The sequence below is a fragment of the Cryobacterium melibiosiphilum genome, assembly GCF_003602235.1.
In the GTDB taxonomy this organism is placed as follows: domain Bacteria; phylum Actinomycetota; class Actinomycetes; order Actinomycetales; family Microbacteriaceae; genus Cryobacterium; species Cryobacterium melibiosiphilum.
The window spans coordinates 165,013-180,164 of record NZ_QZVS01000094.1; the positions used below are offsets into that span (position 1 = coordinate 165,013).

Consider the following 15,152-nt stretch of genomic DNA (forward strand, 5'->3'; position numbering starts at 1 on the left):
CAGATGGTTGGGGGAGAGAGGGGGCGGGACCCCGCCGTGGGGCGGCGGGGTCCCGCGGGCTGGCTACCGGCGAGTGTTACGTCGCGGGAGCGTAGGAGTAGATCGACGGCACGGCCTGCTGCACCTGCGGCGTGGTCGTGGTGTCCGCGTCGGTGAAGTAGATCTGCGACGGGCGGTAGAAGGGAGCGAACCAGGCTTCGTCGACGACGTACTCGTTGAGGGATGCGGCGGCGGTCTTCTGCTCGTCGGCCGAGCCGGACTGGATCGCGGTCACGAGGTCGTCGACCTCGGCATCGGTCGTGTGGAAGGGGTTGTAGGTGGCGTTCGGCGTGATGATCTGGTTGGACGCGACCCAGGGCGAGCCCTGGAACAGCGAGAACCAGCTCATGGCGTACTTGCCCTGGATCAGGCTCGACCGAAAATCGGCCACGGCCACGTTCTCCCAATTCACGGTGATGCCCACGTCGGCGAGGTTCTGGGCGATTCCCGCGGTCATCGCCGGGTCCATGAATCCGGAGACGGTCGGCATGGTGACCGAGAACTCGCCGACGCCGGCCTCGGTGAGCAGGTTCTTCGCCTGGGCCGGATCGAACGCGTAGGCGTCTTCGAGTGAGTCGTCGAACGCGGCGGTGTTTGTGCCGAAGGGCTGGCTGGTCACGGTGCCGAGACCCTTGCCGACCTGGGTCAGCAGCGTCTCTTTGTCGATCGCGAAGTTGATCGCCTGGCGAACCTTGACATCGGCGAGTTCGGGCACCAGCGCGCCGTCGCGGTCGAAGATGAGCAAGCCCTGCCAGTCGGTCGGGTATTCGTATTCCGTGAGACCGGAGGCCGCGGCCTGTGCCTGCGTCTTGGCCGTCAGCAGGGCCGCGTTGACCTGGCCGGAGACGAGAGCGTTCACCATGGCGGTGGTATCGGCGATGGGCTTCACGACGATCGTGTCATAGACCTGCAGCGACGGGTCCCAGTAGTCGGGGTTCTTCACGAAGGTGTACTGCGATGCGGCGACGGTTGCAGCCTTGTCGAGCGTGTAGGGCCCGCTGCCCACCGGGTCGGTGGCGATCAGGCCGCCGTCGATGGCGGCGGGACTGGCGATGAAGCCGTCCGCGTTGCCGAGGTAGTCGAGCAGGGCGGGGTCGGGCTCGGCCAGGGTGATCACGACCGTGGTCGCATCGGGCGCCGCGACGTCGGAGACCTGGGCGAGGGTCGAGGCGTCCGGGCCGTTGCCGGTGCGAAAGCGGTCGAGGTTGACCTTCACGGCGTCGGCATCGAGCACGGTGTCGTCGGTGAAAGTGACGTCGTCGCGCAGGCTGAGGGTGAGAACGGTGTTGTCCTCGGTGTACTCCCACTCGGTGGCGAGCATCGGCACCAGCGTGCCGTCGGCCTCGCGGCGCAGCAGCGAGTCGTAGACGGGCTGGAAGTACTGCACGTCGTGCCCGATGTGGGCCTGCGCCGGGTCGAACGACTTCACATCGACGAGGGATCCGAGGGTCAGGGTGCCGCCGGTGGTGCCAGCGCCGGCCGAGGAGGCGGGGGTGGTGGTTGCGGAGCAGGCGGTCAGGGCGAGGGCCGCCACGGTGACCACGGCTGCGGCGGTCACCCGGGATGGAAACTTCATTGTTTTCTCCATTGGTATGAGGGTTGTGCAATCGGTTGCCAACTGTGCTCAGGACGGCGGTGTCCGAATGTGTTCGCTACGTTATATCAAGTCGCCACGATTTGGCAACCGATTGTCAAAACTGGTGTGAAACTTTCTACGCGCGTTCCGGGAACAGCTTTTCCGAGCGGATGCGGTCGTTCAGCCCGGCCAGGAAATCCGCCTCGTCGAAGTCCAGCGAGACCTCCGCGCCGGTCCAGCTCGACAGGTGGATGGCATTGGCCAGGCGCACGCCCGTGATGCCGTCGGAGCCGGGGGCCAGCAGCGGTGTGCCGTCGAGAATGTTGGCCGCGAAGTTCTCGAGCACCCCGGCGTGCTGGGCGCCCCAGGCGGAATCGAACTCGATGACCTCGGTGGTGTACAGCTCGGTGGCGTCGAGCTGGCCCATGAACAGCTTCATCACATCACTCATGTCCATGCTCTCGCTGAGCTCACGCTCCGGCCGCTTCAGCCGGGTCACCGTCGCCGTCTTGCTGCCCTCGACCACGATCTTGCCCTGGTCGCCGAGAATTTCGAACCGGTCGGTGCCGACCAGGTCGTGTGTAGCCGTAACGAAGACACCGGTGACGCCATTGCCGTAGTCGACGAGGGCGGTCACCTCGTCTTCGACCGCGATGTTGCGCCGGAACCCGTAGGCGACCTTGGCGAAGACCTTCTCCGGCACCCCGCAGATCCACTGCCAGAGGTCCAGCTGGTGCGGCGCCTGGTTCACGAGCACTCCGCCGCCCTCGCCGCCCCAGGTGGCGCGCCAGGCGCTCTGGTCGTAGTAGCCCTGCGGCCGCCACCAGTTGGTGATGATCCAGTTCGACCGCCGGATGGCGCCGATCTCACCGTTGTCGACGATCTCCTTCAGGCGAACATAGAGCGGATTGTTGCGCTGGTTGAACATGATGCCGAAGCTCAGCTCCGGGTGCGTCGCGGCGAAGGCATTGAGCTCGGCGACCTGCTGGGTGTAGACCCCGGCCGGTTTCTCGACCAGGGCGTGGATGCCCCGCGACAGTGCGTCGATCCCCATCTGCGGATGCAGGAAATGGGGAACGGTGGTGACGATGGCGTCAACCTCGCCGCTCTCGAGTAGCTCGAGGTAGTCCGCGTAGACCGGAACTGCGGGATAGAGCGAGCAGGCGGCATCCGCTGCCTCAGGGGCGATGTCGGCGATCGCGCCGATCACCATGTTGGGTACGAGGCCGTCGGTGATGAACTGGGCGTACATCGAGCCCTGGGTGCCGAACCCGATGATTCCGAGGCGAACTGTGTCGGTCATGAAACTGCGTTCCGTTCTATTGGGGCGGCATCGGCCGCAGAGATGGAGTGCGCCCGTTCCGGGTAGGACTGGTCGTAGACGTCCTGGATGATCTCCAGGGTCTTCTGCGCTTCGCGGGGGCTGATCCAGAAGGGCTCGGGGTCGTCGAGCCGGGCGTAGAAGTCGTGGATCAGGAGTTCGTGGGAGAGTCCCCAGTAAGCCCGGTCGCCGGCAACGACCGCGGGCTCGGTGACCACCCGGGTGCGGCCGTCGGCGTGGGTGACGGTGAGGTCGCCCCGGAGACGGAGGGTGCCGTGTTCGGCGACGATGTCGACCGTGATCGGGGCATTGACCTTGTGGGCGAGGGTGGCGTAGAACACGCTGCGGGCGCCGTTCTGATGGGTCATCGCCAGTTCTGCGGTGTCTTCCACCTCGATCACGTCGTCGAGGGCGCGGGTGCTCGCGCTGCCACGCACGGCCGTGACCGGCCCGACCAGCCACTGCAGCAGGTCGAGGGTATGGATGGCCTGGTTCATCAGCAGCCCGCCGCCGCCGGTCGCCCAACGCCCGCGCCACGGCCGGCTCTCGTAATAGGCCGCGGTGCGGTGCCAGATCACCGTGGCCGAGGCGCCGAGTACGGCGCCGAGCTCCCCCGAGACGAGCAGGTCATGGGCGGCCTGCACGGGAACGTTGTAGCGGTTCTGAAAGCAGACGGCGATCTTCGCGTGGCCGCGCTCGGCCGCCGCCACCACCCGGGCACCCTCGGCGCGGGTGTGGGCGAGCGGCTTCTCGACGATCACGTGGATGCCGCGCTCCAGCGCGTCGACGGCGATCGCTGCGTGCAGGTGGTGCGGGGTGCAGATGTGCACCACGTTGGGCCGCACCGTATCGAACAGCTCGAGGTGGTCGGCGAACCCGGGCACGCCGTGGGCAGCGGATGCCGCGCTACGGCGTTCGAGGTCGGGGTCGGCGACACCGACCAGCACGGCCCCGGGCACCGCGGCGATGGCGTCGACGTGCAGGGGCGAGATGTCGCCGCAGCCGATGACGGCGACGCGGCGGATGGCCGGGGTCATTTCGTGGTCACGCCGATCTCGTCGAGCAGCGCGGCGAACGCGCGGGCGGCCTCGCCGAAGGCGGTCGGGCCCGAGAAGCCGCCGAGCGCGTGCTGGGCCGCGAGGTGCGGCTCAAGCGAGGCGAAGCCGGTGTAGCCGTCGTCGCGCAGCGCGGTGAGAGTTGCACGGAGCTCGCCGTCGCCCTCGCCGGCCGGCACGACGTCGCCGGTGGCGGCCACGGCGTCCTTGACCTGCAGGTAGACGAGGTAGGGGCGCAGTTTTGTGTAGCCGTCGGTGAAGGGGCGGGCGCCGACCTGCACGAAGTTGGCGCTGTCCCAGGCGAGCCGCAGCGCCGGCGACCCCACCGATTCGACGAGGTCGAGCACCCGCTCGGGGGTATCGCCGTAGATGTCCTTCTCGTTCTCGTGCAGCAGCACGACACCCTCGCGCTCGGCGAGGTCGGCGAGCAGGCGCATCCGCTTCATGACGTCATCGCGGATGCTTTCAACCGTCACGTGCGCGGCACGGAAGAAGGAGAACACCCGGATGTTAGGGGTCTGCAGGGCGTGCGCGACGCGGATGATGCGGCGCAGCCGGGCGACCTCCAAGTGGGCATCGAGGGCGACGTCGACCTTGCCGATCGGCGAGGCGATGGCGGAGACGGCCATCTGCTTCTCGGCCAGGCACGCGGCGAGCTGCTGCACCCGGTCGTCGTCGAGGTCGGCGACGTTCACGCCCCAGGCGCTGCGCACCTCGATGTGGCGGGCGCCGAGCGCCTTCAGCACGGCGACCTGCACGGCCGGGTCGGGATCGATCTCGTCGCCAAAGCCGGACAGGGTCCAGGCAACCGATTGTTTCACTGGCACGATCTGACGACCTCCGTTGGTGTTCGCTTCGCTGGGAACTCAGGGCGACGGCTGTCGCGGGATTGTGACCACTCTAGGCGGGGCCGAAGCATTTTGGCAACCGGTTGACAAAAAGTGGCAGAATGGTGTGACATAGGGTTCAGACACCCCGTCTGCGGCCTCACGCACGCACGCTTTCAGACACTCGCTTTTCACAACACAAGGATGTGGCATGGTCGACCTCAGCGCGAAGCCCTTCACCCTCGATGCCACCGCGATCGCGTGGGTGCACTCCACCATCGCGACGCTCACCGCCGACGAGAAGATCGGCCAGCTGTTCATCAACCTCAACACCAGCTTCGCCCCGGAGTACCTCGACACCGTGCTCGACCGGTATCACGTCGGCGGCATGCGTTACATGGGGTCCGATTCCCGCACCGTGCAGGATCACATCCGCCACGTGCAGTCCCGGTCGAAGGTGCCGCTGCTGATCGCCTCGAATCCGGAGATGGGCGGTTTCGGCAGCATCGACGACGGCACGCTGGTGTCGACGCACCTGCAGGCGGGGTCGCACCCCGACCGCTCGATCGCCCGCGACATGGGCCGGATCAGCGGCGTGGAGACATCCGCTCTCGGCTGCAACTGGGCGTTCGCCCCGATCGTCGACATCCACTACAACTGGCGCAACACCGTCATCAGCACCCGCGCGTTCGGCAACACCCCCGAGATCGTGATCGAGCGGGCCAAGGAGTACTTCGACGGCCTCACCGAGTCGAACATGGCCGCGGCGATGAAGCACTTCCCGGGCGACGGCATCGACGAGCGCGACCAGCACGTCGTCACGAGCTACAACACCCTCAGCGTCGACGACTGGAACGCCAGTTACGGTCGGGTCTATCGCGAGCTCATCGACTACGGCGTGCAGTCCGTCATGGTCGGCCACATCGGCGCCCCCGAGCTGTCGCGCAAGTTTCGCCCCGGCATCACCGATGCCGAGATCATGCCGGCCACGCTCGCGCCCGAACTGCTGCAGGGCCTGCTTCGCGGGGAACTGGGCTTCAACGGCCTGATCCTGACGGATGCCTCGATGATGGTCGGCATGACGCAGGCGATGCCCCGCCGCGACGCGGTGCCCGCCGCGGTCGCCGCCGGCTGCGACATGTTCCTGTTCTTTCGCGACCCGGCGGAGGACTTCGAGTACATGCGTCAGGGCATCCGCTCGGGAGTGATCACGCCGGAACGGCTGCAGGAGGCGCTCGAGCGCATCCTGGGGCTGAAGGCGTCGCTCGGGCTCCACACCACCCCGCGCGAGCACCTCGTTCCGGAGCCTGCGGCGCTCGCGGTGATCGGCTCGCCGGCACACCATGCCGTCGCGGCGGCGATTGCCGACAAGACCGTCACGCTCGTGAAGGACACCGCGGGCACCCTGCCGTTGCGGCCGGAGACGCACCGGCGCATCCGTTTGTATGGGGTGTCGGGGGCGGCGGATTTCACCGGCACCGACCCGAATTCGTTCCTGCAGATCGCCCGGGATGAGCTCGAGCAGGCCGGGTTCGAGGTGCACGTGTTCAAGGATGCGGCGCAACGCAAGGCCGAGGGTGAAGAGAATGTGTACTTTCACACCGTGATGAGCGAAGAGGCCAACGGCGGGTACGCCGACAAATACGATGCCGCCATCATGTTCGCGAACGTGGCGGGCTTCGCGCAGGAGGCGAGCGTGCGCATCCGCTGGTCGACACCGATGGCTTCTGAGATTCCCTGGTATGTCACCGAGGTGCCCACGGTGTTCGTGTCGCTGAACCAGCCGAACCACCTCATCGACGTGCCCATGGTGAAAACCGTGGTGCACGCGCACAACCCGAGCCGTGAGGCGATCCACGCCGCGGTGCAGAAGATCATCGGCGCGTCGGAGTTTCAGGGCACCTTCAACGACAACGTCTGGTGCGACACCTGGGGCACCCGCCTCTAATCGACACCAACCACCATCGAGGAGAACAGCAATGGCAACAATCGGCGTGCAGGCAATGATGCTGAAGGACGACTTCGCGGCCGACGGACCGTTCGAGACGCTACGCCGAGTGAGCGAGATCGGCTATCACGCGGTGGAGGTGTCGCAGATTCCGATGACGGCGGCGAATGTGGCAGAGCTCGGCCGCGCCCGCACCGAGCTGGGCATGGATATCGCGTCGATCTCGGCGTCGCTCACGGTGACCCCCGGGGTGCCGGGCGAGTCGCTGACCGCGAACTTCGACAAGATCGTCGACGACGCGAAAACCCTGGGGGCCGGTATGGTGCGCATCGGCATGCTGCCGTTCTCGGCCATGGGGTCGCTGCCCGCGGTGCTCGACTTCTGCGACGCGACCAACGAGATGGCCGCGCGGCTGCAGGAGCAGGGCCTCGGATTGTATTATCACAACCACCACATCGAGTTCGCGAAGTATGAGGGCACTCTGCTGCTCGACATCATCGCCGAGCGCGCCCCGCTACTCGGCCTCGAGATCGACGTTCATTGGGTGCAGCGTGGCGGCCTCGACCCGGTCGCCACCCTCAGAAAGTACGGCGACCGGGTCGCGATGGTGCACCTGAAGGACTACCGCATCGGCACGATTCCGCCGGCGGCCTTCGAGTCTCTCGCCGCCGGCGACTTTGCCGCGTTCATGGCCGCGTTCACGGGAGTGGTGCAGTTCGCCGAGGTCGGCGAGGGCAACCTCGATTTCGCCGCCATCATCCCAGCGAGCGAGCAGATCGGCGCTCGTTACCTGCTCGTCGAACAGGACGAACAGTACGGGCGCACTCCGCTCGAGTGCCTGCAGACCTCCCACGACAACCTGGTTGGCCTGGGCTTCGGGCACCTCTTCTAGGCAGGTGGCGAATGCAGGACGCGACGCCGAAAAACCGACGAATCGTCCTGCATTCACCGACAGATGAGGATTTATCCTGTTTTCGCCACGCGGCGGCCGGCAGGGGCTAGGGCTTGCCCATTCCCTTGTACTCCCAGCCGGCGGCGCGCCAGACCGTCGAGTCGTAGGAGTTGCGGCCGTCGATCACGAGCCGGTTGCGCACGAGCGCTCCCGCCCACACCGGGTCGAGCTCGCGGTATTCGGGCCACTCGGTGACGTGCACGACCGCGTCAGCGCCGCGCAGGGTTTCCTCGAGCGACTCCGAATACGTGAGCTGCGGATGCCGCGCCCGCGCGTTCTCGATGGCCTGCGGGTCGATCGCGACGACCTCGGCGCCGAGTCCGCGCAGCTGCACGGCCACGTCGAGGGCCGGCGAGTCGCGCACGTCGTCGGAGTGCGGCTTGAAGCTGAGGCCGAGCACGGCGACCTTGGCCTGGTGCACCGGGATCGGCAGCGACGCCACGGTCAGGTCGACGACGCGCTGGCGGCGGCGGAGGTTGATGGCGTCCATCTCCTTGAGGAACGCGACCGACTCGCCGCGGCCGAGCTCCTCGGCGCGGGCGGTGAACGCGCGGATGTCCTTGGGCAGGCAACCGCCACCGAATCCGACGCCGGCGCCCAGGAACCGGCGGCCGATGCGGGCGTCGTAGCCGATGGCATCCGCCAGCTGGGTGACGTCGGCACCGGTGACCTCGGCAATCTCGGCCATGGCATTGATGAAGCTGATCTTGGTCGCGAGAAAAGCATTCGCGGCGACCTTCACGAGTTCGGCGGTCGCGAAGTCGGTGATGACGAGCGGGGTGTCGGCGGCGAGCGCCGCGACGTAGATCTCGTTGAGCAGGGCTACGGCGTGCTCGCCGGGCGCGCCGGGTGCGACGCCGTAGACGAGGCGATCGGGGCTGATGGTGTCCTGAACGGCGAAGCCTTCGCGCAGAAACTCGGGGTTCCAGGCCAGGGTGGCGCCGCGGCCGCTGGCCACGATCAGGTCGCTGAGGCGGGCGGCGGTGCCGACCGGCACGGTGCTCTTGCCCACGACGAGGTCGCCCTCGCTGAGGTAGGGCAGCAGGCCCTCGATCGCGGCGTCGACGTAGGTGAGGTCGGCGCTGTAGCTGCCCGGTTTCTGCGGGGTGCCCACGGCGACGAAGTGCACCTGGGCGCCGGCGGCATCCGCGATATCGGTGCTGAAGCGCAGCCGGCCGGAGTCCCGGGCGCTGGTCAGCACCTCGGGCAGGCCCGGCTCGAAGAACGGCGGACGGCCCTCGGCCAGCAGGGCGATCTTGTTCGCGTCGACGTCGATGCCGATCACGTCGTGCCCCAGTTCGGCCATCGCCGACGCGTGCACGGCACCCAGGTAACCGCAGCCAATCACAGATATCTTCATAGGCGAAGCCTAGCGGTCACACGTGGCGCCACATTCGGGCCGCGGATGCCCCCGCCCGCTGCCGTGCCGGCTCCCGCGTCCGTTCCCCGCGTCCATTTCCCGCGTCCCGGCGGCACAACTCCTGCAGTTTGAGAGACGGTCCCAAAAGTTGCCCGTCGTTCCGGGCCTCGCTCCGCGGGCCAACAGAATCTGCCGGAGTTATGCCGCCGTGGCCGGGCAACCCGGCCCGGCCCGACAACCTCAGCCCGGCCCCGCGCCGGGGTCAGGCCAGCGCGGCGCACCAGAGCAGGGCCGGCCAGGCCGCGGCGAGCACGATGGCCAGGTACACGAGGTTGCGCCGGGTCAGCGCGAGGGTATCGATGCCGTAACGGGAGCCGAGGAACATGGTCAGCCCGCTCAACGGTCCCACGGCCGTTCCGGTGCCCCAGCCGATGCACGCCGCCAGCACGAACAGGGTCGGGTCGGGGTCGAGCGGCAGCACGATCGCCGCCACCACCGCGACCGACACGACCGGATGCACGCCGACCAGCGCGAAGAGCACCATCACCATGATCGCCAGCCAGGCGACGAGCACCGTGAAGCCGTCGAACGGCAGGTCCACCGCGATCAGCGGGAACAGCACGCGCAGCCCGACCGCGAGGATTCCGGCCGAGGCGAAGAGAGTCACCTCGCCGCGCAGCGTCGGCAGGTCATGGCGGGCGTGCCGGGCGCCACGGCGCAGCGCGGTGCGCCAGTCCTGCAGCAGCAGCCCGGCGAGCGTCACCCCGAGCCCGGCCAACAGCACGATGCGCGGCACCGGCACGCGGGGAAACACGCCGTGCGCCGTGACCACGAGCGCGACGAGCGCCAGCGGGATGCGCACGATCGCCCAGCTGAGGGCATACCCCGAGTAGTCGGCCAGTTCGCTGCCCCAGAGGCGCATCACGTCGAGCAGGCTGACGCAGGTCACCACCACGGCCAGGCCCAAGCCGACCAGCACCACCACGAGGGTGTTCGCCCCCGGAACGAGCGTCGTTGCGGCGGCCGTGGCCGCCCAGAACGGCGACCAGTAGGCGGCCGTCGTGAACGAGCGCGACAGCAGCACGGCGTCGGCGAACCGCAGTCGGCTGGTGCCGCGCAGGTGGTCGCCGACGATCCCGATCGCCCCGATGTTGATCACGGAGCCGAGCGCGTGCGTCGCGACGGCCGTGCGCAGCAGCGCCCACCGGCCCCGCAATCGCGGGCGCGCGAGCGAGCCGGTCGGGGTGATCAGCCTCAGGAACGACACCGCGGTCAGCATGCCGACGAGGTCCTGATTGACCGCGAACAGATCGACGACGTCGACGGATGCCCCGAGCCCCACCCCGACGCCGAGCGAGGCCACGCCCACCGCGATCAGCAGGATCGAGATCAGCCGCTGGGTGCGTCCCACCAGCAGCAGCCCGACTACCGCGCAGCCCAGGGTCAGGGCGCCCGCGACGACGGATGCCGCGGGCACCACGACCGAGACCCCCACCGCCAGGATCACCCCGCTGATCAACAGCGCGTAGAGCAGCGTCACCGTGTCCCCCGTTGTCTCGACTGTTCCCGATCTTCCCACGCGGCCCGGGCCGCACCCGCTCGGGATGCGGCATCCGCTCAGGAGACCGCGGCCTGCCACTCCTCGATCGCGACCAGCAGCGGCTCGCGCTGGTCTTCGGTGAGGAAGGCGGCGTGCACCGCCGTGCGCGACAGCGCGGCGAGGTCGGCCGCGGTGAACCCGAACGTCGTCACGAGGGCCTGGAAGTTGTCGTCGAGGTAGCCGCCGAAGTAGGCCGGGTCATCCGAGTTGACGGTCACCGCGAGGCCGCGGGCCAGCATCTCGGGCAGCGGGTGCACGTCGAGCGTGTCGACGACCCGCAGCCGCACGTTCGAGAACGGACAGACGGTGAGCGCGATCTGCCGTTCGACCAGGTGGTTGACGAGGTTCTCGTCTTCGAGGCTGCGGATTCCGTGGTCGATGCGCGACACCTGCAGCAGCTCGAGCGCCTGCCAGACGTACTCGGGCGGCCCCTCCTCACCGGCGTGGGCGACGCACTCCAGCCCGTGAGCGCGGGCGAGATCGTAGACGGCCACGAAATCGGCCGGCGGATGCCCGACCTCGGCCGAGTCCAGCCCAATCCCCTCGATCGGCGCCTCCATCTCGATGAGCTCTTCGAGCATGGCCAGGGCCTCGGCGGCCGGCCGGTCACGCAAAAACGTGACGATCAGCGCGCTCGTCAGGCCGAACTCGGCCTCGCTCTGCTCGAGCACCTCGGCAACGCCGTTGATGCAGGTCGCGAGCGATACCCCGCGAACGGTGTGCGCCTGCGGGTCGAGGAACACCTCCGCGTGCCGCACCCCCGCGGCCTTCGCCCGGGCGAGGTAGGCGCGGGTCAGGTCGGCGAAGTCGGCCGGCGTCTGCAACACCGCCATGTTCGCGTAGTACAGGGTTAAAAACGACTGCAGGTCGGTGAACTCGTACTGTTTCTGCAGGTCGGCGAGGTCAGCCCACGGCAGGCGGATACCGTTGCGCTCGGCCAGCCGCAGAATCAGCTCGGGCTCGAGGGTGCCCTCGATGTGCAGGTGCAGCTCGACCTTGGGCAGGGCGAGCACCTGGGCGGGGGTGAGCGGGGCAGTAGTGTTCGTGGGCATGTGGGCCTTCCGGGTTGGCGCATCCGTTGGCGCAGGCGGTCCATCGACCCTAACCTGCCGCCCCCGGCCCCGCCCGCTGCCCCTCCGGCGACCCCACGGCATAACTCCTGCACTGTTCCGGGTCCTCCGAAGAGTTGCCCGTGTTTCCGGGGGTCGAAACTCTCTACCGCGACGTTTTGCAGGAGTTATGCGACGCGGGGCTGGCAGACGTCCCGAGAGGATGATCCCGACCAGCCGCTCTCCCGACCGGCGCGACGAAGCCCCTGCTGCGCGGGGGCGCGGCATAACTCCTGCACTACGCAGGCCCTGCCGAAAAGGTGCCCGTGCTTGCGGGCCACCGCCCGGCAGCACACCAGATCAGCAGGAGTTTTGCCGCGGGGCCCCCGGCACCGCCCGACGGCAGGACTCCCTCCACAGGTTGACCAAACGGGAAGTTATTCACAATCTCGGGGTTGGACGGCCCGCGAAACCGGCTGAGCGGCGACCATCGCCGGCATGAACCCCTTTCTGAATTGCCGTATCGTCAGCCGCCTCGACCTGCGCTCCAGTGGCCTCTCGCCTCAAGGCATCACCGCGGCGGTGAAAAGTGGCGAGCTGCTGCGCGTGCGGCGGGACCACTACGCGTTGCCCGACACCGACAGACATACCCTCGAGGCCGTGCGCATCGGCGGGCGGGAAGCCTGCGTGTCCGCGGCGCGGGAGATCGGATTCTTCGCCTTCGATACCCAGTTCACCCACGTGCACCTTGACCGGCAGGCCTCGCGCCTGCGCAGCCCGGGTAACCGGAACGTGCCGCTGGTGCTGGCACCCCGCGGCGGCGTGGAATTGCACTGGCGGCCACTCATCGACCTGACAGACGGCACGGAATTCTGCGTCGGTGCGCGCGATGCCCTGGCGCAGATCATCCAGTGCCAGGAACCGAGATTCGCGCTCGCCGCGCTCGACACTGCCCTTCACGAACGCAAGATCCAGCCGACGGACCTCTCCGAGATCTTTGCGAGCGTGCCCGCGAGACACCACGAGCTGCGCGCGCGCATCGACGCCCGGGTGGACGCCGGCCAGGAGTCCGTGCTGCGGGACCTGTTCTGTCGGGCGGGGCTGCGGTGCGACATCCAGGTGACCATCGGCGGCATCGGCCGGGTTGACCTGCTGGTTGAGGGGTGCGTCGTTGTCGAGGCCGATAGCTACGCCTACCACCGGTCCTGGCCGGAGCAGGTGCGCGACCACAAGCGCAACCGCCTGCTGGCCGAGCGTCGCTATCTGACCCTCCGAGTTCCCTACGAGGACATCATGTTCCACCCGGAGGCGGTATTGGCCGCCATCCGCGAGCTCGTGCTGATCTGCCGAAACGGCAGCGACCGGGCCCTCCTTCCCTTCGTCTGACCCGGCGCGGCGGGAAAGGTGCAACGCAGGGCTGCCTCGGCTGACGCTGGCCCGCCTCCACCGGCGCGGCATGACTCCTGCAGGTTGATGCGGCCACGACGGATACCCGTTTTTCCGCCGATCTTCCCGCCCGCAGGGACAATCTGCAGGAGTTATGCAGCCGGCGGCCCGGCGCGTGGCCCGCCGCCAGCCGGCGGCGGGCAACGGCGCGTCTGCTGGGCCGCGCCGCGGGTCAGNCGAACTGCGCCCGTGGCTGAGTGAGTTCGTGTCGACGCTGAACCCGGAACACCCCGAACAGCCGGTGCCGTAGCGATACGATCTCGCCGCAGCCGGGCGGCAGTCGGCTGCGGCCGCCGGAGAGTGTCGCACGGCGCCGCGGCACCGGTGACCGCCGCATCTCGGCTAGATTGGGGATACCACCGGGCCGCCGCCCGCAACTGACGGGGGGAGCTGTGCCGATCGCGATTCCGACGCTCCGCGAAGGAGCGGTGACGCTGCGCCCGATCCGGCTGCGCGATTCGCGACTGCTCGAAGACCAACTTCTGGAAAACCGCAGCTGGTTGCGCAAATGGGAGGCGACCAACCCCTACGCGCCGATGTCCTTCGACACGCGGGCCAGCATCCGTAATCTGCTCGCCCATTCCCGGGACGGCAACGGCCTGCCGTTCATCGTGGAGTACAACGGCGAACTGGCCGGGCAGCTGAACGTCTCGTCGATCACCTGGGGCTCGCTCTCGTCGGCGACGATCGGCTACTGGGTGGGGGAGCGCTTCGCCGGCAAGTCGATCACGCCGATCGCCGTGGCGCTCGCCACCGACTACTGCTTCTACCAGCTCGGCCTGCACCGGATGGAGATCTGCATCCGCCCCGAAAACGCGGCGAGCCTGCGTGTCGTCGAGAAGCTCGGCTTTCGCTACGAGGGCCTGCGCCGCCGGTACATCCACATCAACGGCGACTGGCGGGACCACTTCTGTTTCGGGCTCGTCGCCGAAGAGCTGCAGCACGGCGTGCTCCAGCGGTGGAAAGACGGCCTCGTCCCGGCCGATGCCGCCGACCGGACCCCGATCGACGTGGAACGCGCGGCGCAGTCATTGGTCATCAATGATCGGTGACACACCCGCGCTAATCAGCGCCGAACCGCCGCGTTTCTCCTACCGTTGTCATCATGAGTTCTGAGGCCCTCGGCGGCGGCGTGATGATACTGGTGGCTGCTGTGCTCTGGGTCGCCTACCTCATGCCCACCTGGACCCGCCGCAAACAGTACCTCGCCACCGAACGGAACGCCGTGCGGCTGCAGCAGACGCTGCGCGTGCTCGCCGAAACCGCCGAGGTGCCCCGCCACGTTCACCTGGAAGCAAACGCCCGCACGGTCGCCGACCAGCAGAAACTTCTGGCCCAGGTTGAGGCCGAAGAGCGCCGCGATGCGAAAGCCGCCCTGGATGCCGCCGCCGAGGTTCGGCGCGCGGCCGCGGCCCTCGCGGCCGCCGCCCGCCCGCCCGTCGTGGTGACGCCCGCTCAGGCTCTGAGGCGCCTGCGGCGCGCCAGGGCCCTCAGCTCGAGCGTGTTGCTGCTCGGGCTGCTCGCCACGATCGCAGGGCTCGCCGTCGTGGCCGTCACCGGTGCCTGGCTGCTGCTCGGCGTCGGCGCGGTCGCCGTGTTCGCCTCGGTGAACACGCTGGCCCGACTCAATCGGGTGGCCCGCGCCAAGCGGATGATCACCGTCGACAGCGTGGAATGGGTCGAAGCGCGAACCCGCCCGACGATGGCGCCCTTCGAGCCCGTGCAGCTCGAGGCGACCCCGGTCGAACCCGTCACGTGGACGCCGCAGTCCCTGCCGCGCCCCATGCACCTCTCCCGCGGATCGATCGCCCAGGCCGCCATGGCCTCGGTGGAGGCCGCGAATCAGCTGCGCCAGGCCTCCGTCGACGCCGAGCGGGAACGGCGCAGCGCGCCGCTCGTGGCGGCTGCGGCGGCCACGCGGGCGCCGGCTGCCCCGGTCACCCCGATCTCCCGCCCGCCCGCCCGCCCGGCGGCATCGG

At 68.5% G+C, this 15,152-nt stretch carries 12 protein-coding genes; 5 read left to right on the plus strand and 7 right to left on the minus strand.

Translation table 11 applies throughout. The annotated features are described in order from the left end of the window. Positions 1–76 precede the first annotated feature (76 nt). From D6T64_RS18320 to D6T64_RS18335, 4 genes are all read right to left on the minus strand, one after another. Positions 77–1,615, minus strand: a complete 1,539-nt coding sequence (locus tag D6T64_RS18320; RefSeq protein WP_119976119.1) for an ABC transporter substrate-binding protein — start codon at positions 1,613–1,615, stop codon at positions 77–79. Between the two features lie 136 nt (positions 1,616–1,751). Then, on the minus strand, positions 1,752–2,918 hold the full coding sequence (locus D6T64_RS18325) for a Gfo/Idh/MocA family protein (RefSeq protein ID WP_119976120.1): 1,167 nt from the start codon (positions 2,916–2,918) through the stop codon (positions 1,752–1,754). Continuing rightward, complete coding sequence (locus tag D6T64_RS18330; RefSeq protein ID WP_119976121.1) at positions 2,915–3,973, minus strand: Gfo/Idh/MocA family protein; 1,059 nt, start codon at positions 3,971–3,973, stop codon at positions 2,915–2,917. Before D6T64_RS18330 ends, D6T64_RS18325 begins: the two co-directional genes overlap by 4 nt. Beyond that, positions 3,970–4,812, minus strand: coding sequence for a sugar phosphate isomerase/epimerase family protein (locus D6T64_RS18335; protein ID WP_377012224.1), 843 nt, complete (start codon positions 4,810–4,812; stop codon positions 3,970–3,972). Before D6T64_RS18335 ends, D6T64_RS18330 begins: the two co-directional genes overlap by 4 nt. A 217-nt stretch (positions 4,813–5,029) precedes the next feature. Here D6T64_RS18335 and D6T64_RS18340 point away from each other — a divergent pair, with 217 nt between their 5' ends. Beyond that, positions 5,030–6,766, plus strand: coding sequence for a glycoside hydrolase family 3 protein (locus tag D6T64_RS18340; RefSeq protein WP_119976123.1), 1,737 nt, complete (start codon positions 5,030–5,032; stop codon positions 6,764–6,766). Positions 6,767–6,797: 31 nt separating this feature from the next. Further along, the gene (locus D6T64_RS18345) at positions 6,798–7,658 is read left to right on the plus strand and encodes a sugar phosphate isomerase/epimerase family protein (RefSeq protein ID WP_233551381.1); all 861 of its coding nucleotides are present in this window, start codon (positions 6,798–6,800) and stop codon (positions 7,656–7,658) included. A 106-nt stretch (positions 7,659–7,764) separates the two neighbouring features. On the opposite strand, the gene D6T64_RS18350 is transcribed toward D6T64_RS18345, so the two are convergent. The 3 genes from D6T64_RS18350 to D6T64_RS18360 form a co-directional block, all read right to left on the minus strand. Next, entirely contained in the window at positions 7,765–9,078 is a 1,314-nt protein-coding gene (locus D6T64_RS18350) for a UDP-glucose dehydrogenase family protein (protein WP_119976124.1), read from the minus strand. Between the two features lie 262 nt (positions 9,079–9,340). After that, a complete protein-coding gene (locus tag D6T64_RS18355) occupies positions 9,341–10,618 on the minus strand; it encodes a hypothetical protein (protein WP_119976125.1) in 1,278 nt (425 codons plus the stop codon). A 77-nt stretch (positions 10,619–10,695) separates the two neighbouring features. Beyond that, positions 10,696–11,730, minus strand: a complete 1,035-nt coding sequence (locus tag D6T64_RS18360) for an adenosine deaminase (RefSeq protein WP_119976126.1) — start codon at positions 11,728–11,730, stop codon at positions 10,696–10,698. Between the two features lie 495 nt (positions 11,731–12,225). Here D6T64_RS18360 and D6T64_RS22715 point away from each other — a divergent pair, with 495 nt between their 5' ends. The 3 genes from D6T64_RS22715 to D6T64_RS18375 all read left to right on the plus strand — a co-directional run. Then, positions 12,226–13,113, plus strand: a complete 888-nt coding sequence (locus D6T64_RS22715; RefSeq protein WP_158594917.1) for a type IV toxin-antitoxin system AbiEi family antitoxin domain-containing protein — start codon at positions 12,226–12,228, stop codon at positions 13,111–13,113. A gap of 452 nt (positions 13,114–13,565) precedes the next feature. After that, positions 13,566–14,225, plus strand: a complete 660-nt coding sequence (locus tag D6T64_RS18370) for a GNAT family N-acetyltransferase (protein ID WP_119976127.1) — start codon at positions 13,566–13,568, stop codon at positions 14,223–14,225. Positions 14,226–14,278: 53 nt separating this feature from the next. Next, the coding region (locus D6T64_RS18375) for a hypothetical protein (RefSeq protein ID WP_119976128.1) at positions 14,279–15,152 on the plus strand (874 nt) is incomplete at its 3' end.